The organism is Vibrio chemaguriensis, from assembly GCF_012275705.1.
In the GTDB taxonomy this organism is placed as follows: domain Bacteria; phylum Pseudomonadota; class Gammaproteobacteria; order Enterobacterales; family Vibrionaceae; genus Vibrio; species Vibrio diabolicus.
On the sequence record NZ_SHOE01000016.1, the window covers coordinates 81,825 to 101,465 of the forward strand.

Genomic DNA, 19,641 nt, shown 5'->3' on the forward strand with positions numbered 1-19,641 from the left:
TAGACAAGCCACCGTTTGTGGACTTTCTCAGGTAGTTTATTGTGTTTTTCGCACTGAGCAAAAAACGAGAAATTCTTTATGTTTTACAGCGTGACTTTTTTGAAGTTACTCTGCTAACAACGCGTCAAGCATACCTTTATATTTAGCAGCTTGCTTTTCTTCCTTCAATCTCTCTGCACGCAAGATGGCTTTAAAGTCCATCAAAGCGGTATCAAAATCGTCGTTTACGATCACGTAGTCGTATTCGCTGTAATGAGAGATTTCTGACTTGGCTTCAGCCATACGTTTTGCGATCACTTCATCGCTATCTTGACCACGAGTGTTCAAGCGACGCTCTAGCTCACCGTTTGATGGTGGCAGGATGAAGATGCTTTTGGCTTCAGGCATTTGCTCACGGATTTGACGTGCGCCTTGCCAGTCGATATCTAGAAAAACGTCGATACCTTTATTTAGCGTTTCTTCAATCCACACACGAGAGGTGCCGTAATAATTACCAAACACTTCAGCGTATTCTAGGAAATCACCTTTAGCGATCAGGGCTTCAAACTCATCTTTCGCTACAAAATGGTAGTGGACACCATTTTCTTCACCAGGTCGCATGTTACGCGTGGTATGAGACACAGACACTTTCATTGCGTAGGTTGGATTGCGTTCCAACATCGCTGAGATCAAGCTAGATTTACCTGCGCCGCTAGGTGCAGATACGATATAGAGAGTACCTTTGCCCATTGTACTGTTCCACTTTTGATTGGATTGATTGAGTGCCGAAGGAAAGTCCGACATTCTTATAACGATAGCACTGGCAATGATAAATCAACCACCAAAGGGATGGATATTGGTGATAATCCCGCCAGAAAAATGGAGGCGAAGAGTATCATGATCTCTATTTTGTTACCAGTTGATCTTTTCGTCTTACTTAAATGTTGAAAAGAGATCGCGTGCGCACAAACAAACGAAAAAAGGGGAAGCTTTCACTTCCCCAGGCGTGCGACTGACTCACACTTAATCTTCAAATTATCCTTGGGATTCTAGGAAATTTATCCAAGGGCTAACGGTAGACCTAAATTTTGGCGATTGAGCCGCGCCTTTCATTGCCTGTAAGGCCTTTTGTGGCTGTTTAAGCTCGAAATAGGCCATTCCGCGAATGTATTCAAGTTCTGCCTTTTGCTCTTTAGAGGCATTCGATGCTGCGTTTTCTACAAAGCGAGTCGCTTCAGAATACTGCTTGTCTTGTACCATTAAGCGAGCAATCTGAATTTGCGTTTTAGCAGAAGGAGCGATGTTATATGACTTTTTATAAGCGAGAATCGATTTATCTAGCTCTTTAGCTTGCTGCCAGAAGCTGGCCAAGCGATCATAGTTTTCCTTCGTCTTTTCAATGTTTCCAGATGCCATCTCCTTCTCAAGAGTTTTGGCCGCTTTATATGGAATACCTTGGTAAGCTAAGAAGTTTACAAAACGTAAGTACTCTTTCTCTCCTTCCAGTTTCCCCATTTTGTAAACCATTTCTAAGGTTGCTAAAGAGTTTTGCTCTTGACCCAACTCCATATAAACGCCAGAAAGTTGCATCCAGTAACGCTTTTTCTGAGGGTACTTTGAAGTAAGGGTTTTAAGCACACTGGCAACGCTTTTCAGCTGGCCTAACTCGTAGTGAGAGGCAACGAGAATTAAGTACCAAGACTCACTTGGGCTCTTGCTCATCGCAATTGCTTTTTTGGTTGGTGGGATTGCATTTCTGTAATCTTCCAACTGGACATAAGCGCTTGCTAACGTGATATAAGCATGAGCTTGAGGTTTTTCTTTGGTTGTTTCTGCAACTTTGAACCATTCCTTCATCGTTTTCACAGACAACGTGTACTTCTCTTCAGCTAGGTAAAGCTGAGCCAAGCTGTAGCGAACTTGTTGAGCGACTGGAACGGGAAGCGCATCGAGCTTTAATGCTTCGGCAAAGTATTTCGCGGCTTGCACATAATTGTCTTGTAGCGAATACAAAAAGCCCGTTTGCTGAAGTAAAACTGCTCGGTCGTATTTTTTCGAACTTGTGCTTTCTAAAGCGCTTGCTAGTTTTTCTTTCGCTGCTGAATATTTTTCAGTTGCGATCAACTCTTGCACTTTGTTGACGGTTCGAAATGTCCGATCTGATAACTGAGGAGCTTCTTTTGCCATCGTAGGAGCGGCAAATGCCACTCCTGCGAAGAGAATTAAAGAAGCCACTTTGCTTTTCCATAAACTTTTCATCGTGACTCCTTAATTGGTTGAGAACTCTATTTCTTGCGATAGGCGCGAGCTAACAGGTTTCCCGTCAACCAATTTTGGTTTAAATGTCCATTTAGAGACTGTTTTTCTTGCCGCTCGACCGAGGCCTAAGCGTCGTGGTTGCTCTTTAAGAACTTTGATGTCCTCTACGGCACCACGTGCATTTACAGTAAACTCTAGTAAGACAACCCCTTTTTCAATTCCTGCTTTCGCAGCCTTTCTAGGCATTTGAGGCTGGAATGTTGCAAGAGGGGTCGGACCTCCGCTACCCGCTAATTGTGCACCTCCACCCTGGCTATAATGTCCAAGCACCGAGCCACCTGTAACATTTACGGGTAGGTCAAGTTTTGGCATATCCATTGGGGTCTGCTCCATCACCGGTTTTACTGTCGCTGTCACTTTCATTTCTGGCGGCGGCGGCGGACGCTTAGGTGGTGGTGGTTTTGGAAGTTCGCGTTTTTTCTCCTGTATTTTTTCTTCTGGTTTAATGCGAATAAACTCGACCATACGCAGGTCATCATTCGACACTAACTCGTGGCGCTCTTTGTTTACTAGCTTGTCCATCCCCCAGAACAACCCGAGGGAGACAATGAGCGCCAGTGCAATTGAGGCCAGATACCGCATAAGCTTAATCCTTATTGGTTGCGGCAATGGAGATGCTTTCTACACCTGCCATTTTGATCTGGTCCATAACCTTCACGACTACGCCAGCATTTGCTTCAGTGTCGGCTTGGATAACAACTGCGCCATCAGGACTTTCTGCACGAAGACGTTCAATATTCGCGCGAACCGCGTCCACTTCGATGCGGCGTTTATCAACCCAAACATCACCCGCCGCACCAACTGCGACCATGATGTTACCTTTCTTAACGGTTTGCGCTGAGCTTGCCGTCGGACGGTTTACTTCTAGACCTGCTTCTTTTACGAACGATGTTGTTACGATAAAGAAGATCAACATGATAAATACGATGTCGAGCATCGGTGTCATATCGATAGCGGTTTCATCACTGCTATCACTGCTATAGCGTCTTTTCATGACCTATACCTCTAATTCCATTTACTCAGGCAATATGCTTTAGCTTATCTTCCAGCTTTTGCGTTGTGACTTTGGCTAAATGATCAAGACGTGAACTAAAGAACAGTCCTGATAGAGAAGCCACCATCCCGGCTAAAGTTGGGATTGTTGCCTTTGAGATCCCCGAGGCCATTGCTCGAGGGCTTCCTGTTCCTGTTACCGCTAAGATGTCGAATACTTGGATCATGCCGACAACGGTGCCGAGTAGACCCAGTAGGGGACAGAGTGCAATCAATACTTTCACGATTGGTAGTCCCTTTTTATTCTCAATATCCTGACGAGAAACGATTTCTTGTCGGATCATCTTAGCGTTCCAACTTTGATGCTCTGAGCGCCCTTGCCATGAGCCAACGGCTTTTTTCATGGCTTTTGGAGCGACGGCAGCAAAATAGAACCAACGTTCTAACAATACTGCCCACAGCATAAAGCTGAGGATGAAGATGGCTACGAGTACATCGCCACCCATTCCCAAGAAGCGCCTAATTGATTCAAGTTCTCCAACTAACCACCACATAACGCCTCCTTAGCTTTCGGCTTTATGCAGTTTTTCCTGATAGCGAGCGATGAAGCCTGCACTCTGTTCTTCAAGAGTTTGAACCAAACGACGACCTTTGCTGTGTACGATGGTGTAAAGGAACAGCAATGGAATTGCGACAACCAGACCTAGCATAGTGGTAACAAGAGCTTCAGAAATACCGCCAGCCATCAGTTTAGGATCGCCGGTACCGAACAGAGTAATGGCTTGGAATGTGCCGATCATACCCATTACCGTACCCAGTAGGCCAAGTAGAGGAGCTACAGAAGCAAAAAGCTTGATTGAGCTGATGAAGCGCTCAATGCTTGGAGCATTACGTAGAATGATTTCGTCCAGCTTCGCTTCCAGATCTTCAAGGTTGTCACCTTTGTGCTCTTGGTAAGCTTGGATAACTTCACCCAATGGGTTGCCAGGAATCACGGTTTCTGATTTCGCTTGCTTACGCATTTTACCGCCAATCACTTGAAGGCGTAGGAAGCAAACAAGAGCAATGATAGCGCCAACTGCACCCATACCAAGGATGACGTAACCTACAATGCCACCTTGATCAATACGTTCTTGAACGGTAGGACTTTGCACAAGTAGAGACAAAATGACACCACGGGATGGGTCAATAAACAGTGGTTCATAGCTGTTTGACGCTGATTCAAAGCCTGCAACATGACGTGTAATATTGGTGCGAGGCTGTCGAGAGAGTTCTTCGAACTTACCTGTTTGAGGTACATAAGTGACGTACTTACCATCGGCAATCGCGTTAAATTCACCGACAAGAGTGACATCGCGAACCGCTTCTTTACCTTCGCCATAAACAACCGTTGCTTGGGTTGTTGCAGTTTTGCCAGAAGCAACCACTTGTTGGAGAATGGTATGCCAGAAAGCTTCTAGCTCTTGTGTTGACGGCAGTTCTTTACTTTCAGCCAGTTTCGTTAGTAGAGCGTCACGCTCTGGGAACTGAACAGCGTTTTGAGAGGCTGCAAATAAGCCCTTAAACTCTCCCGCATACTGGCGGACCACACCAAACATTTCGCCCAAAGTACCAGAGCGAACACGTAGGGTTTCTGTTAGTTCAGTTAGCTGCTTATCGTTTTCATCAAAGGTTGCTTTAAGTTGATCGCCCAGTGCTTGCTGCGCAGCTAACTCTTCGCGAGCTTGTTGCAATAATGCCGCTTGCTTATCGCGATTGTTCTTGAACTCAGCTTCACGGGCTTTGTTCTCTTTCGACTCAACGATGCTTTCTGATTTTACGTTTTTAAGTAGTTCAGATAAGTTTTTAGGCGCTTCTGCTTGTACGCCAGAAACCATAAATAAGCTCGCTAGTAGGCCAGCGGCTAGAGTTTTGAATCCTTTCATCTCTTATTCCTCCCCAGCAAATACAGGCAGTTTGATTAGCGCTGGTGGCGCTTGCTTCTTCGCGATACGAAGGCCTTGCTGTACCGCGATGCGGTAGCTTTCTGGTAATGTTTCCCATTGACGTGTTTGTTGGTTCCACATACCTGTCTCACCACCGTCTGGAGATTGGAATAGAAGTGCTGTGCGACCAATACGTAGGAAATCGTAAGTCACGATTTCACCATTTCGGTCTAGGCTAGCTTTGTAAGATTCGATTGAGCGAGAGAAGCCTTCTTCAATTTGGTACGCTTCCATTACTTTACGGAATTTTTCTGAAGTTGTTACGTCGGCGCGATCCATGAGACGACGCAGTTCTTGAACTCGCTTATTACGCTCTTTTTTCTGGAAAGGCAGATCGAGAGTCACAAATTCGTCGAGTGCATCGATCATTTTTAATGTAAGTGGCACCACTTCTGTTGCCGTTTGATCGATTTGAGCAATTTGGTTATTTAATGAGTCCAACTCGCCTTGCTGCGATTGAACCATACGGTTAATTTGCTCGTTGTAGACTTTCATACTGTCGATTTGACGAAGTAAGCCTTTGTATTCTGCCAACATGCCTTCAGTGCTTTCGGCATAGTTGTCGATTTTTTGTTGCGAAGCTTCTGAAGATTGATTTGCTTTTGCTTGTGTGGAAACGACAGCACCAGAGTTGGCCGCTACAGAGCTACTACTGATAGTAAGCAATGCTGCAGCTATGGCACTGAGACCAAATTCCTTGAATTTCATGGTTGCATCCTTGTCAGTGTTTTAGTCAGTCGAAAAGGGCGCGGAAAACCCGCGCCAAATATTTTTTAGAAGTCGTATGATGCCTCGATGTAAAGCTGACGGCCGATTGGATCGTCATATCCAGTTGCATAGAATGGAGAGGTATCATTTAGAGGATCGGCAGGCGGTACCTTGTCAAACATGTTGATAGCACCAAGAGTTACACGACCACTCTCGTTGAATTGGTAAGAAGCCGTTAGGTTCCATGTTGTCATGCTAGCGATTTCTGCTTTGTAACCAGCTTTCTTAGCAGAGTCACAGTCATCAAAGTAGTAACGGTTCGCATAGCTTGAACACATACGGTCACGGTATTTACCAAATAGGTTGATAGCGACATCTTCGTATGCCCAGCCAAGGTTTAACGTTGCGGTATATTCAGGCATGAAATCTCTTTCATCCGTTACTGGCTCACTGTCGTTTTCTTGATATTCAGCAATCAAGATCTTAGTTACAGCTACGCGCGTATTGAATGAACCGAACTCATTAGTGTCGTAAGCATATTTCACAGCAAGGTCAACACCAGAACGCTCTTCATATGACTGGTTGACTGGGCCGTAAGATACGGACTTGATTGTACCATCTGTATTACGAACTACTTCTGTGCCTGGGTATTTACCTGGATCGTTAATTACGTCTTGGTAAGTTGGTGCTGTTACGACGTCTTCCATCTTGATGTGGTACCAGTCAACGGTTACGCCAAGGTCATCCACAGGTTCCCAAGCTAGACCCAAGTTAATGTTTGTACTTGTTTCTTCTTTCAGCTCAGAGTTAGGGCCGTTAAGCGTATCGAAGTATTGAGTATCACACTCTGGGTACTTATCTTTATCTTGTGGGCCGCTACCACCAGCGTTGGCACAAAGCACAGGGTCAAAACCAGAACCAAAGCCTCGAGTTTGATCACCAAATAGTCGTTTCAAGTCAGGAGCTCGGAAACCTAGACCGTAGCTACCACGAAGCAATAGAGTGTCAGTAGGACGGTATGCTAGTGCTACTTTAGGAGTGAAGGCTCCGCCTGTTGCCGAGTCGTCGAAGTAGTGGTCATAACGACCAGCGACAGTCATTTCCAAATCTTCAATGATAGGAATTAGGGCTTCGACACCAAGACCAATCTGATCACGGTCACCGCCACCTGATGTTCCGCCTAGACCAGAGAAACCACCAGCTGCTGTTGTCGCATCAATCGTTTCATTGTAGTCAGTACGGTTCCATTCACCATAAACAGCAAAGCCAGACATACCAGCAGGCAGTTCAACCAAATCACCAGCCAGTGAGCCGTTAACAGAGTAAAGCTTTGAGTAGGCTTCTTTGCTTGATGTGCCGCTGTATTTGTTTACGACGTCTTGAGAGATAGGCCCTAGAAGATCGACATCGCCATTTTGTACGGCTTGATCAAGAGTTAGGAAGATTGCTGGATTGCTTGTTTCAACGCTTTGCTCAGAGTAACCAGCTGATAGGTCCCAATCATACGTATCAGCAAGCAGGCCGTTCAAGCCTAAGGTTAAGCCAAAAGAATCGGCTTCAGTGTTACTTTCGCGTGGGCCAAATTCGACCATACGGCGAGTGTATTCACCTTCGCCGCGGAAGTGAGTGGCATCAACTTCTACGCTGTAAGGGTTAGGTTCGAATTCAGATTCTGTAGACTTGTAGCCAAAACGGGCTTCTGCCATGGCAGTGACATTGTCGTTAATGTCCATTTCACCACGTAAAAGCAGGTCTACTTGTTTATTTTCTGGTTTCAACGTTCGGTATGCAGAGCGGTTAACACCACACTTGCCATCCGCTCGTTCAATAGCGGCATCACCAACGACTTCTTTACATGAAGAACCAGCATCAGCTGGTGTTAGAAGTGTTCCGTTTGCGCCTTCAAAGTTTGCACCGTAGCTAGAGTAACCACTTAGCTGAGAACGGCTTGAACCGTCATCGCCAGCCCAATCATCTCGGTCAGATTGCTTAAGCATTTCGTTGCCCGCAAATTGGCCAACGAAGAGAATACGTTTATCGTCAAAATCTTTACCGGCAACAACGTCTAAACGGCCATTTTGGTAGCCACCATCTGTTGCGTCACCCGCACGTACTTTTACAGAAACGCCATCAAAGTCTTTCTTTAAAATGAAGTTTACGACACCGCCGATCGCGTCGGAGCCGTAGATAGCGGAACCTGAATCAGTCATTACTTCAACACGCTCGATAGCGGCAACAGGGATTTGACCAATGTCTTGGAAGTTAGATGTGCCATCTTGAGCCAGTGGGTATTGAGGAAGGCGACGACCATCGATAAGAATCAATGTGCGTGAAGCGCCAAGACCACGTAAGTTGACTGACTGTGCTGCAGGTGTGAATGAGAAAGAGTTCGTTTGAGCCATTACACCACCGGTGTTTTGAGTCAAACTGTTCAACACGTCTTGCGCGCTGTTAAAACCTTTAGATTCAATATCTTTACTATTAATAACAGTAACTGGTGAAGGACCTTCCATATCCGTCGTGGAGATACGCGAACCAGTAACTTTCATCTTTTGAAGTTTTTCAACTTGTTGCTCTTCTGCCAGTGCTGTTGCTGGGGCTACGACTGCTGCTGTCCCCAACGCAAGGCTTATCGCAACAGATAAAGCGGTTGTGTTTTTATACATCCTTGTTGCTCCGATTATTATTATTTCCTATGTCTGGCCGCATAGCGGCCAATTGTGACGTTAATATTTCGTTAACGTTCGGCCAATGTATAACCGAGATGAAAAAAGGAAGTCAAACCAGTGGTAAACGGGGATGCTTAAATGTAAAAAAGATGTAAATAACCAGGGTTGGTTTAAAACGCGGAATAAAAAACTAAATAGCCTTACCAAGGCGACATCAAATTTCAATAAAACACCGTATTTTGTGTTTCTTATAAACTTTAATGACTTATCTTGCCTATGGTTTTTTAGTGGGTAATTGAATCTGAAAAAAGATATTTTTCCAGTGAATTATTCTGAGATGAGTTTTATATCGAATCCATACTTTGGTGACTCGAACTTATAGGGTGGTATCAAAATATGATACCCATTGCTGTAAAAGGGCTCACTCGTATTTTTAGGTCAAATATACATGTGGTGGATATGTCTATTTATTCCATGTATTTGCATTTTTATGTAGGTTTTTGGCTCTAAACAGCCTAGATTGATATTCTGTGTGAATTATTTTTGTGGTTTTTTATAATTTTTTACAAAAACATTTCTGTTTTTCGACTTCGGAGGAAGTTTGTCATGTTTTGGTTTCAAACACTTGAAGCTGATGTGGATTCAAGATAAATATGACGCTGAAATTATTGCAGTAGTAGAAAAGTCTGGTTCTTGAAACGCAGGGAGTGTGTTTCAACAGTTTTAGTTACTACGAGATAAATATGCACCACTTTAGGCGGGGAACTTCCTCTTTCACTCCGCCTGAATTGGACAGTAGACAAGGAGCAAGTTGTATATGCTGTCGTACTTTTTACGCCGTTTGGCGTTGGTGATACCAACGTTTCTCGGGATAACTATTCTTATCTTTGCTATCACTCGTTTCGTGCCGGGCGGACCTGTTGAACGCATGTTGTCACAAATGCAGTCTCAAGGGGATGGTGCCGCATCAATGACGTCTGCTGGTGGCAATACCGCCCTTTCTGATGATCAAATCGCTGAGCTAAATGCGTTTTACGGTCTGGATAAGCCAGTGACAGAAGCGTATGTGGAGTGGCTAAGTCGCTTGGTCGTGCTAGACCTTGGTGAGTCAACACGTTACTACGAACCTGTCTCTGACATGATTGCAGAGCGTTTACCTGTGTCGTTATTTTATGGCGGCATGACCTTTTTTATCAGTTATTTTATCTCGATCCCTCTTGGTTATTACAAGGCGCTCAAGCACGGCTCTGTGTTTGATTCCGCTTCTTCAATACTCATCTTTGTGGGCTATGCATTGCCTGGCTATGTGGTGGGTGTATTGCTCATCACGCTATTTAGTTATCACTTGGAATGGTTTCCTATGGGAGGCTTTGTCGGCGATGACTTCGACGATTACGAAACTTTCTTTGAACGCGCCAAGGACATCATGTGGCACGCGGTGTTGCCTTTAATCTGTTACCTCATTGGCGACTTTGCAACACTGACAATGACGATGAAAAACAACCTGATGGAAAACCTTTCTTCAGACTATATCCGTACAGCTATCGCGAAGGGCTTACCTTTCAAAAAGGCGGTTCGTAAGCACGCGTTGCGTAACAGCTTAATCCCAATCGCGAGTCACTTTGGTAACTCTTTGTTGTTCTTCATGACTGGTGCCTTCCTGATTGAAGTTATCTTCAATATTGATGGCATTGGCTTATTGGGTTACGAATCAATCATGGAGCGTGACTACCCTGTTGTTATGGGTATTGTCGCCATTAATGCGCTGTTGCTGCTCATTGGTAACATTATTTCAGATATTTGTGTTGCTTTAGTCGACCCACGTGTGAAGTTTGGAGCGTAACATGATTAAAGTTAGTCCATTAACTCAAAAGAAAATTCGCCACTTTAAAGAGATCAAACGAGGCTATTGGTCGTTTGTCATTCTCTCAATCATGTTGATCTTGTCGCTCTTTGCTGAACTTCTGATTAATAGTAAAGCGCTAGTCGTCAAGTACGATGGTAGCTACTATTTTCCTGTTGTCAGTGATGTCCGTTTAGGCAGTGAATTTGGCCAAGAGTCATCCAGCGAAGCGGATTATCGCGTACTGCAAAAAGCGTTTGAGGCCGAAGGGAGCGACAACTTTGTTATTTTGCCGCTTGTGCCATGGAACCCATATGAACAGGATTTTAGTGGTGATTTCCCGCCAACAGCGCCTAGTGCCGAAAACAAGCATTATTTAGGTACAGATGTTATAGGTCGCGATATTTTGGCACGACTTGTCTACGGATTCAGAACGGCAATGGGATTTGCGTTGCTCACCATGGCAATTTCCTACGCGATCGGCACCGCAGTTGGTTGTGCTATGGGTTTTTGGGGCGGTAAATTTGACTTGTTTGTACAGCGACTTATCGAAATCTGGTCAATGGTGCCGTTTTTGTACGTCATTATGATTCTTGTCTCAATCGTTCAACCGACGTTCGCTCTCTTTGTCGCTATTAACGTGCTTTTCACCTGGATGGGCATGACATGGTACATGCGGACCATGACTTATAAAGAAGCGGCACGAGAATACGTAATGGCGGCACGTGCTTTAGGGGCATCGACGGGACGTATTTTGTTTAATCACATCCTACCGAATACGATGGTAATGATTGTGACATTGGCGCCGTTCACTATTGCAGCAAACATCACTGCGCTGACCGCTTTGGATTATCTAGGTTTAGGTCTTATGCCACCAACGCCAAGTTGGGGGGAACTGCTACAACAAGGTAAATCTAACCTAGACTCGCCATGGATTGTTGCCTCAGTGGTGACGTCAATTGTACTCGTGTTGGTAATGGTGACCTTTATTGGTGAAGCCATTCGAGCAGCCTTCGACCCGAAAAAATTCACACGCTATGTTTAAGCGAGCATTGTGAGCAAAACATAAAAAAGGGAAGTTTTATGAAGAAATTATTTTTAGCGTCCACGCTGAGCGCCCTGAGTTTTGGTGCAATGTCAGCAACGCTTCCGACTGACTTAAACTGGCAAACAAACTGGGATGAGCCTCAATATGGTTCGCCTGAAGCGAAACGTGGAGGGACCTATCGCACCTTCATGTCAAGTTTTCCACAGACGTTACGTAGTGTTGGCCCAGACGCCAATGCGGGGTTGCGTTCCTTTATCTTGGATGAAACCCCTGGATTGGTGGTTCGCCACCCAGACACTTTAGAGTTCATCCCTGAACTTGCTAATGAGTGGGCGTTAGCTGGCGACAATAAAACCGTTTATTTCAAACTCAATCCAGAAGCCAAATGGTCGGACGGCAAGCCTGTGACTGCCGACGATTTTGTATTCATGCTTAAGTTTTATCGTTCTAAGGATATCCTAGAGCCTTGGTACAACGATTATTACAACAAAACCATTGCGGATGTTATTAAGTACGACGCTCATACGTTTGCTGTTAAGGCCGCGAAAGAGTTCAATCCGGAAGAATTGTTGCTACGAATGGGGGCTTTACGCCCACGTCCCGCACACTTTTATGCCAACCCTTCAAAGGATGAAAATGGTGATGGTATTCACGACAACTTTGTCCGTTACTACAACTTTAAGAGTGAACCAACAACCAGTGCGTACTACCTAGATGATATCAAAAAAGGTAGAAGTGTGACTTTCAAACATGTTGGTGAAGATTGGTGGGGTTACAGCAATAAGTACTACCAAAATCGCTACAATGTCGACAAGATTCGCATCACAGTGATCCGCGATAGCGATATTGCGATGAAGCATTTTGAAAAGGGTAAGTTGGATGCATTTGGTCTGGTTCTGCCAAGTCTATGGCACGATAAATCGAACACAGAACCGTACCAAAAAGGCTACATTCAAAAGTTCTGGGGTTACAACCAATTTCCAGTCGGTGCGGGCGGCGTATGGATGAACACCGCGATGCCTTTACTGGATGATTTAAACGTTCGCAAGGGCATTACTTACGCAATTGATTTTGATGGCATGATTGAAAACATCATGCGTGGTGACTACTCCCGTAAGCCAAACCCGACGGGTTATGGCCATGGTAAATACACCCTACCAGACGCAAAAGCACCGAAATTTGACCCCACAAAAGCGGCCGAGGCATTCGCAGCCGCAGGCTTTAACAAAATTGGTTCCGATGGTATTCGTGTCAATGATAAAGGTGAGCGTTTAAGCTTCGAGCTGACCTACGGAACACCTGTTCATACTCCTCGTATTGCTTTTTTGCGTGAGCAAGCCAAGCTAGCAGGGTTGGATATTGAGCTCAAGTTGGTTGATGGCTCATCCATGTTCAAATACGTCCGTGAGAAAAAGCACGATTTGGCTTTCTTAGATATGGGGACGTCCGAGATCCCAACGTATTGGGAGTACTTCCATTCAGTCAATGCAAATAAGCCGCAAACTAACTCTTTCACAAACTACAGCACGCCAGAGCTGGATGAAAAGATCATCGAGTATCGTTTTAGCATGGATATGGATAAAAAGATCCAGCTAGGTCATGAGATTCAGCGTGACATCATTGATGCGCACGTTATCGTAACAGGCTACATGATTCCTTATGTCCGCTACGGTCACTGGCGCTGGCTAAAGTTTCCTGATAAGCCAATGAATCGCATGACAGAGGCGTTGTTCAGTGGTGGCATCATAGGGGATGGCACTTACTGGATTGATAGCGATATCAAGAAAGAAACCAAACAAGCGATGAAATCAGGCAAAGCTTTTGAACCTGTCGTCGTCGTAGATGACACTTATAAGCTGTAAGGATTGGTTATGGAAAACGATGTAATCCTAAGTGTTAAAGATCTCGAAGTTGAATTCACCACCGATGATGGACCAGTGAAGGTGCTGCATGGTGTGAACTTTGATGTGAGAGCTGGACGTACACTCGGTCTGGTGGGAGAGTCAGGCAGTGGTAAGAGCGTAACCTCAATGTCGATCATGGGGCTTTTACCTAAGCCATATGGCAACATCATCAAAGGTGAAGTGAATTATCGCGGCACCAACCTAGTTGATTTGCCTGCGGAAGAGATGTACGCCATGCGTGGCGATCGCATTTCGATCATCTTCCAAGATCCGATGACGGCGCTCAATCCAGTACACACTATTGGTCGTCAAATATGTGAAGTGCTTGAACTCCATCGACCAGAGCTCGACAAAAAGGAGCGGGAGGCGTACTCGATTGAGATGCTGGCAAAAGTCAAAATCCCAATGCCAGAGAAGCGATTGAATGAGTATCCCCATAACCTATCTGGCGGTATGCGCCAGCGTGTTATGATCGCGATGGCGTTGGCCTGTAAGCCGGACATTCTGATTTGTGATGAACCGACTACGGCGTTGGATGTTACGGTTCAGGCGTCTATCCTTGAACTGATGAATGAGCTTCAGGAAGAAACAGGCATGGCGATGATCTTCATCACTCACGACCTCGGGGTTGTGGCAGAAGTGTGTGATGATGTTGCCGTGATGTATGGTGGGCGTATTGTCGAAAAAGCAGAAATTTTTGAGTTGTTTGATAACCCGCAGCACCCATACACAGAGCGTTTAATGGGGTTGATGCCGAGCTTAGATAATGAGCCGAAGCAGATGATCGATATCAAGCCTATTGATGCCAGTATGTTTGCCAGTTAACTGGGCAAAGTGAACGAGTCATAAAAGAGGATGTTATGGCAAAAGAAGTATTAAGAATTGAAAATCTTAAGCAGCACTTTGTTTCTGGTAAAGGGCTGTTCAAGAAAGGCTACACCATCAAAGCGGTAGACGGGGTTTCACTGTCTGTTTCTGAAGGTGAAACACTGGGACTAGTTGGTGAGTCAGGTTGTGGTAAAAGCACCCTTGGGCGCACGATCTTAAAGTTATACGAGCCAACGGAAGGTAAGATTTTCTTTGAAGGTAAAGACATCACTAAACTGTCTGTCAAAGAGATGCGATCGCTGCGTAAAGACATGCAAATCGTCTTTCAAGACCCAATGGAATCACTCAATCAGCGTCATACCATCGGTATGATTCTAGAAGAACCGTTTGTTATTCATAAAATCGGTACGCCAGCCGAGCGCAAACAGTGGGTAAAAGAGCTTTTAATCAAAGTGGGCTTGCCAGAAACGGCAGTCAACCGCTATCCACATGAGTTTTCAGGCGGCCAACGTCAGCGTATCGGTATTGCTCGCGCGATTGCATTGAAGCCTAAATTACTGATTTGTGATGAATCGGTATCTGCGTTAGATGTATCGGTACAGGCACAAATTCTGAACCTATTACTACAACTGCAACAAGAGATGAACTTGGCGATCATCTTTATCTCTCACGATCTCTCTGTGGTGAAACACGTTTCTGACAAAGTTGCCGTGATGTATTTTGGTAAAGTGGTAGAAGCAGGCAGCGCGAAAGAAATTTATGCAAACCCGCAAAACGAGTACACCAAGAAACTCCTATCTGCGATTCCGATCACCCACCCTAAATATCGGAAGAAAAAGCGCCTGGCTGAAAAAAAGCAGCAAGTGGCGTAAGTGATGCCACAGGTCCTCTAACACAAAAACGCTCCGCCAAATAAGCGGAGCATTTTTATAGGTCTATGTTAGGTCTTGGTGTTGATTGACGCCTGAGTATTATGATTGATTGAAGATCGTTGCATGCTAAACTCAAGGCCTATCTTCTTTGTCTGGATAATGGACCATGCCGTCGAATTTACCGAAATCCTTTAGTCGACCGTTCCTGAAAATCTTCCATATTTTGGAGGCGGTATTACTAGTCTCTATTACCTTGGCGACCTTGTACGCCATGATGCAAGAGTTTGTACACGTATTTGTCGAGAAGCGTGTCTTACTCACGGATATTCTTTTGATGTTTATCTATCTGGAAGTGCTCGCCATGGTGCAGCAGTTCGTGATGAACGGAAAAATTCCGGTACGCTATCCTATCTATATCGCGATGATGGCGATCGCCCGCTATATCACACTAGGAATGAAAGAACTGGATGCGGTTTTGGTTGTGTGGTTATCTCTGGCAGCGTTTATCTTAGCTGCGGCAACCTTGCTCATCAGAGTCGGGCATCATTATTGGCCCTACGTTGATAACAGAACCTTGGAAAAAGATGAATAAAAGAAAGTCCCGCACTAGCGGGGCTTTTTTGTTTCAATACTCGATGACTTTTAGATCATTCAATGTTTTGGAACTGTCTTTCTGAGCGTGTGTTTTTATTAAAAAAACAAAACATTAAGCTTTTTATTCATATTTGAAGACTTTTTGAATCAGTTTGGACACTAGAAAACTGCTTGTTAATGCTGGTGGCCTGTTCATGGATAGATACACAGGGGCAATGCCCATGAGGGGTCTAAGACTAAAAATAGAAGTCGACGATGAGTTTAGCGTCAAAACCCCAGAAGGTTACAAAGAGTGGTTTGTGAACGCCATTCGCTACTCATAAATGACGTTGTTCAGCCTGTAGTTAGGCCTAGTGCATACGTTTAGCGCGACTTTCGGCGTACGTCACTAGGCGAATGCTGAAAGCTGCGTTTGTAGGCACGAGAAAAACTCGACAGCTGCGCAAACCCGACTTCGGCGGCAAGTTCTGTCATAGGCATATGGCTGTTACGCAGCAAAAATTGTGCTTTTTGCATGCGTCTCTGCATCACGTATTTTTGTGGTGTCACTCCAAACTGCCTTTGGCATAAGCAGTAAAAATGGCTTTCGCTGAGGTGCATCGCCTGAGCTAGCTGGGCATTGGTTAACGCTGTCGAAATGTTTTGATCGATATACGTATTCAAATGGCTGGCTTCTAAGCGACGATGCGGGGCTGGTGAGGTGACACTGGATGACATTTGCCCAAGCTGCGTTAAAAATAATGACACGAGCTGGCAGTTTATCTGCGGTGACATTTGGCTCTGACTGACTTTCTGCGCAGCAAAGTCCAGCAATATCTGACTTTCTGTACCCAGGTCTAGGAAGTAAGGCTGCTGAAATACCGATTCCTTTAATGACAAGTTACACGCTTGTTCCAGCGCTTGGATGTAAGGATCAGCTGGCGCTAAGTCGATGACCAATAACTCACTATCTTCACTTAAACCATTATAAAAATGAGGGGCATTGTCGGGCACTATCGCCACTGTGCCATGGCCTATATTTCCACTTTCGCGTTCAAACTCGCACGCCATTGTGCCTCGCCAGCCTAACAATACCTGAGCGTAGCTGTGCAGGTGTTGGCCCTGGCGTCTGGCAATAACATTTCTTCTTATCTGAGTTTGATTCACAGTGAGTTTCCTACTTGTATCCGCGCGCTTAGTTTCCCCAATGTAGCTTTTCCTTTCCCAAAGTTTTTCAGTTCCGGAGTCTGGGTTAAATACCGCAGAGTCTCGGGCAAATGAATGGCGCTATTAATAGATAAAATAACAATATATTAACAAGGAAGGAAGAATGACATGCAACTTAACCAGCAACAGGTTCGCGACGCACTAGCTTGGCTACCATTGGTCGACGCTTTAAAAGATATTTTTACCCGTGATGTAACGGCGCCTATTCGTCACCATCACACGATGAATGTGCCGCAAGACCCTAGCGCGACCTTGTTATTAATGCCGGCATGGATTGAAGGCGAGTACTTGGGCGTAAAACAGGTGAATGTCTTTCCGGGGAATTCTGCGCGTAATCAACCTGGACTCAGCAGTCACTATTTACTGAGTTGTGGTCAGACAGGGCAAATGCTGGCTCAGATCGATGGCAATGAGCTCACCGCGCGCAGAACTGCGGCGGCTTCGGCACTAGCTTCTCGTTACCTCTCGCGTGAAACGGCCAGTAAAATGTTGATGGTTGGGGCAGGACGCGTTGCACGACGCCTAGTACCAGCCCATATGAGTGTACGTCCAATTGAAACTGTTCATGTGTGGGATATTAATCCGGCTGCGGCAGAGCAATTGGCTACAGAATTGCGTGATGAGGGCGTTGATGCCATTGCATGCTCCGATGAGCAACTGGAAACGGTCGCGCGCAAAGCCGATCTCATTAGTTGTGCCACGCTTTCAACCGAGCCCCTCATTAAAGGTGAGTGGCTGAAGCCGGGCGCGCACTTAGATTTGGTGGGGAGCTTTACGCCGACAATGCGCGAGACCAACAACGAAGCGTTACAGAGAGCGAATGTATTCGTGGATGTGAAGGCGGCGGCACTGGTTGAAACGGGCGAGTTGATCATGCCTATCCGTGACGGAGCGATTACCGAAGAGAAGATTTTAGCGGACTTTTCGGTGTTGTGTAGTGGCCAACATGCAGGACGTGCAGAGCTCGACGAACCAGAAACGGCGATCACGTTGTTTAAATCGGTTGGCGACTCTCGTGAAGATCTGGCGGGCGCGATTCTGGCTTATCAGTCAGTGCAGGGTGCGTAAATCGTAATCAGGCCGACGCATATCTTGGCTTTTCTTTTGCCCTGCTTGCGGCTTTGTTATCCGCTATCAGGCTTTCCATGCGCTCCGCACCTTTTCAGGTGCGGTCCCTTGCGACGTGATTTGGAAAAAGACCTATGACTAAAAAGAACTCAGATTATACGGCGCCACCACCACTAGGCCTGGCGGTCGTACCGATTATCCTCACCATTGGCTTGTTAGCGACACAGATTTTTTATTATGACGACTTTACTCCACATATCGCGTTAGCGATTGGTTTTGCTATTACCGCGTTAGTTGGCTGGTACCAAGGGCTGCGTTGGCAGGACATCGAATCCGGTGCATTCCGTGTCTTACACGTGGCGATGCCCTCCATTGCAACCCTTATTGTGGTAGGGATGCTGGTAAGTACGTGGATAGCCAGTGGCACAGTACCGACTCTTATCTATTACGGTTTAGTCTTGATTGAACCAGAGTGGTTTTTGGCAGCCACCATGCTGTTGTGCTCTTTGGTATCTCTTTCGATTGGTTCGAGTTGGACAACCGTGGGCACGGTCGGGCTGGCGTTGGTTGGAATCGGTTTTGCGTTTGGTATTCCAGCATATTGGACGGCGGGTGCCGTTGTCTCAGGCGCTTTTTTCGGCGACAAGATCTCACCGTTATCGGATACCACTAACCTTGCTGCCGCCGTAACCGAAACCAATGTATTCGCTCATATTCGTAATATGATGCCGACAACCATTCCAGCTATGCTGATCGCTTTGACGCTTTACTCGATTCTTGGTGGTGTGGTGATGGGGGATGCGACCTCTGACGCTCAACAACAGCTACAACAAATCACCGCGATTCAATCGGGCATGGAGAGTCATTTCTTACTTGGTTTGTTGCCTTTACTGCCGCTCTTGGTGGTGATGCTATTGGCGTTTTACAAAATAGCACCGATCCCAGCCCTGTTTATTGGCTTTGTTCTCGGCGCTGGTGTCGCGGTTCATAATTACGATTACAATCTGAATGACATTCTCACGTTTGCCCACAGTGGGTACAAGATAGAGACCGGATCGGCCGCGTTGGATAACTTACTAAATCGCGGTGGCGTTACCTCAATGACTTGGGTGATCACTTTGATGATGTTTGCGTTGGCATTTGGTGGTGCACTGGAGCGGACTGGGTGTTTAGAGTCGGTCGTGAATGCCGTGATGAAGTCGACACGAGGCTTCAAAGGGTTACAAACGAATGCCATTCTTACTTCCGTTGCGACCAACGCCGTATCGGGTGATGTGTACCTCTCGATTGCTTTACCTGGGCGTATGTTTGGGCCGCAATATGACAAGTTGGGCTATAGCCGACTCAATCTTTCCAGGGCGATTGAAGAAGGGGGCACCTTAGTCTCGCCATTGATCCCTTGGAATGCAGGTGGTGCATTTGTGATGGGAACTTTGGGGCTGATAGTCGCACCAGGCGATTACAGTGCTTTGTTGTATGCACCGTTGGCGTTTGCTTGTTGGTTATCACCTGCGATTGGCATTTTATACGCCCAGACAGGGTGGTTCTCAAAGCGTGTGGAGCAAGAGGCGCCGGCAAGCACAGAGCCTGTCTCACCAGCGAGTAGCAGTACCCATTAAACCGTA

The 19,641-nt window shown here is 45.8% G+C and carries 17 protein-coding genes and 1 pseudogene; 9 read left to right on the plus strand and 9 right to left on the minus strand.

The annotated features are described in order from the left end of the window. Positions 1-105: 105 nt before the first annotated feature. The 8 genes from gmk to EX191_RS15740 form a co-directional block, all read right to left on the minus strand. Positions 106-729 (minus strand): guanylate kinase, encoded by a 624-nt coding sequence (gene gmk / locus EX191_RS15705; protein WP_005394946.1) that lies wholly within the window; start codon positions 727-729, stop codon positions 106-108. Between the two features lie 285 nt (positions 730-1,014). Beyond that, on the minus strand, positions 1,015-2,238 hold the full coding sequence (locus EX191_RS15710) for a tetratricopeptide repeat protein (RefSeq protein WP_047009404.1): 1,224 nt from the start codon (positions 2,236-2,238) through the stop codon (positions 1,015-1,017). 9 nt (positions 2,239-2,247) lie between these two features. Then, a complete protein-coding gene (locus tag EX191_RS15715) occupies positions 2,248-2,880 on the minus strand; it encodes an energy transducer TonB (RefSeq protein WP_006741809.1) in 633 nt (210 codons plus the stop codon). Between the two features lie 4 nt (positions 2,881-2,884). After that, the gene (locus EX191_RS15720) at positions 2,885-3,292 is read right to left on the minus strand and encodes an ExbD/TolR family protein (protein WP_005379359.1); all 408 of its coding nucleotides are present in this window, start codon (positions 3,290-3,292) and stop codon (positions 2,885-2,887) included. A 25-nt stretch (positions 3,293-3,317) separates the two neighbouring features. Beyond that, a complete protein-coding gene (locus tag EX191_RS15725) occupies positions 3,318-3,845 on the minus strand; it encodes a MotA/TolQ/ExbB proton channel family protein (protein WP_005379363.1) in 528 nt (175 codons plus the stop codon). 9 nt (positions 3,846-3,854) lie between these two features. Continuing rightward, positions 3,855-5,216, minus strand: coding sequence for a MotA/TolQ/ExbB proton channel family protein (locus EX191_RS15730; protein WP_193448026.1), 1,362 nt, complete (start codon positions 5,214-5,216; stop codon positions 3,855-3,857). 3 nt (positions 5,217-5,219) lie between these two features. After that, entirely contained in the window at positions 5,220-5,984 is a 765-nt protein-coding gene (locus EX191_RS15735; RefSeq protein ID WP_006741812.1) for a DUF3450 domain-containing protein, read from the minus strand. A 65-nt stretch (positions 5,985-6,049) separates the two neighbouring features. After that, positions 6,050-8,650: a TonB-dependent receptor plug domain-containing protein gene (locus EX191_RS15740; RefSeq protein WP_047009405.1), complete on the minus strand. Its 2,601-nt coding sequence runs from the start codon at positions 8,648-8,650 to the stop codon at positions 6,050-6,052. Positions 8,651-9,470: 820 nt separating this feature from the next. On the opposite strand from EX191_RS15740, the gene EX191_RS15745 reads away from it, so the two are divergent. The 7 genes and pseudogenes from EX191_RS15745 to EX191_RS15775 form a co-directional block, all read left to right on the plus strand. Further along, complete coding sequence (locus tag EX191_RS15745; RefSeq protein WP_005394935.1) at positions 9,471-10,496, plus strand: ABC transporter permease subunit; 1,026 nt, start codon at positions 9,471-9,473, stop codon at positions 10,494-10,496. A 1-nt stretch (position 10,497) separates the two neighbouring features. Continuing rightward, positions 10,498-11,541 (plus strand): ABC transporter permease, encoded by a 1,044-nt coding sequence (locus EX191_RS15750; RefSeq protein ID WP_005394934.1) that lies wholly within the window; start codon positions 10,498-10,500, stop codon positions 11,539-11,541. A 38-nt stretch (positions 11,542-11,579) separates the two neighbouring features. Beyond that, positions 11,580-13,406 (plus strand): extracellular solute-binding protein, encoded by a 1,827-nt coding sequence (locus EX191_RS15755; RefSeq protein WP_193448027.1) that lies wholly within the window; start codon positions 11,580-11,582, stop codon positions 13,404-13,406. 9 nt (positions 13,407-13,415) lie between these two features. After that, the gene (locus EX191_RS15760; RefSeq protein WP_005379371.1) at positions 13,416-14,273 is read left to right on the plus strand and encodes an ABC transporter ATP-binding protein; all 858 of its coding nucleotides are present in this window, start codon (positions 13,416-13,418) and stop codon (positions 14,271-14,273) included. Between the two features lie 35 nt (positions 14,274-14,308). After that, positions 14,309-15,148: an ABC transporter ATP-binding protein gene (locus EX191_RS15765; RefSeq protein WP_005394930.1), complete on the plus strand. Its 840-nt coding sequence runs from the start codon at positions 14,309-14,311 to the stop codon at positions 15,146-15,148. Between the two features lie 166 nt (positions 15,149-15,314). After that, entirely contained in the window at positions 15,315-15,740 is a 426-nt protein-coding gene (locus EX191_RS15770) for a phosphate-starvation-inducible protein PsiE (protein WP_012841209.1), read from the plus strand. Between the two features lie 238 nt (positions 15,741-15,978). Continuing rightward, positions 15,979-16,065: pseudogene (locus tag EX191_RS15775) on the plus strand (transcription elongation factor GreB); the annotation flags it as partial. Between the two features lie 40 nt (positions 16,066-16,105). On the opposite strand, the gene EX191_RS15780 reads toward EX191_RS15775, so the two are convergent. Then, positions 16,106-16,888 (minus strand): helix-turn-helix domain-containing protein, encoded by a 783-nt coding sequence (locus EX191_RS15780; protein WP_193448028.1) that lies wholly within the window; start codon positions 16,886-16,888, stop codon positions 16,106-16,108. A 168-nt stretch (positions 16,889-17,056) separates the two neighbouring features. Here EX191_RS15780 and lhpI point away from each other — a divergent pair, with 168 nt between their 5' ends. Both lhpI and nhaC read left to right on the plus strand, forming a co-directional pair. Beyond that, the gene (lhpI, locus tag EX191_RS15785; RefSeq protein ID WP_193448029.1) at positions 17,057-18,016 is read left to right on the plus strand and encodes a bifunctional Delta(1)-pyrroline-2-carboxylate/Delta(1)-piperideine-2-carboxylate reductase; all 960 of its coding nucleotides are present in this window, start codon (positions 17,057-17,059) and stop codon (positions 18,014-18,016) included. Positions 18,017-18,150: 134 nt separating this feature from the next. Beyond that, on the plus strand, positions 18,151-19,635 hold the full coding sequence (gene nhaC / locus EX191_RS15790) for a Na+/H+ antiporter NhaC (protein WP_193448030.1): 1,485 nt from the start codon (positions 18,151-18,153) through the stop codon (positions 19,633-19,635). The last annotated feature ends 6 nt before the right edge of the window (positions 19,636-19,641 follow it).

Excerpts from the sequence above, each read along its gene's own strand:
- nhaC (WP_193448030.1), top strand. The coding sequence starts at position 18,151 with ATGACTAAAAAGAACTCAGATTATACGGCGCCACCACCACTAGGCCTG.
- EX191_RS15750 (WP_005394934.1), top strand. The coding sequence starts at position 10,498 with ATGATTAAAGTTAGTCCATTAACTCAAAAGAAAATTCGCCACTTTAAA.
- EX191_RS15740 (WP_047009405.1), bottom strand. The coding sequence starts at position 8,650 with ATGTATAAAAACACAACCGCTTTATCTGTTGCGATAAGCCTTGCGTTG.
- EX191_RS15715 (WP_006741809.1), bottom strand. The coding sequence starts at position 2,880 with ATGCGGTATCTGGCCTCAATTGCACTGGCGCTCATTGTCTCCCTCGGG.
- EX191_RS15760 (WP_005379371.1), top strand. The coding sequence starts at position 13,416 with ATGGAAAACGATGTAATCCTAAGTGTTAAAGATCTCGAAGTTGAATTC.
- EX191_RS15720 (WP_005379359.1), bottom strand. The coding sequence starts at position 3,292 with ATGAAAAGACGCTATAGCAGTGATAGCAGTGATGAAACCGCTATCGAT.
- EX191_RS15755 (WP_193448027.1), top strand. The coding sequence starts at position 11,580 with ATGAAGAAATTATTTTTAGCGTCCACGCTGAGCGCCCTGAGTTTTGGT.
- EX191_RS15745 (WP_005394935.1), top strand. The coding sequence starts at position 9,471 with ATGCTGTCGTACTTTTTACGCCGTTTGGCGTTGGTGATACCAACGTTT.
- EX191_RS15725 (WP_005379363.1), bottom strand. The coding sequence starts at position 3,845 with ATGTGGTGGTTAGTTGGAGAACTTGAATCAATTAGGCGCTTCTTGGGA.
- EX191_RS15710 (WP_047009404.1), bottom strand. The coding sequence starts at position 2,238 with ATGAAAAGTTTATGGAAAAGCAAAGTGGCTTCTTTAATTCTCTTCGCA.
- lhpI (WP_193448029.1), top strand. The coding sequence starts at position 17,057 with ATGCAACTTAACCAGCAACAGGTTCGCGACGCACTAGCTTGGCTACCA.
- EX191_RS15730 (WP_193448026.1), bottom strand. The coding sequence starts at position 5,216 with ATGAAAGGATTCAAAACTCTAGCCGCTGGCCTACTAGCGAGCTTATTT.
- gmk (WP_005394946.1), bottom strand. The coding sequence starts at position 729 with ATGGGCAAAGGTACTCTCTATATCGTATCTGCACCTAGCGGCGCAGGT.
- EX191_RS15765 (WP_005394930.1), top strand. The coding sequence starts at position 14,309 with ATGGCAAAAGAAGTATTAAGAATTGAAAATCTTAAGCAGCACTTTGTT.
- EX191_RS15735 (WP_006741812.1), bottom strand. The coding sequence starts at position 5,984 with ATGAAATTCAAGGAATTTGGTCTCAGTGCCATAGCTGCAGCATTGCTT.
- EX191_RS15770 (WP_012841209.1), top strand. The coding sequence starts at position 15,315 with ATGCCGTCGAATTTACCGAAATCCTTTAGTCGACCGTTCCTGAAAATC.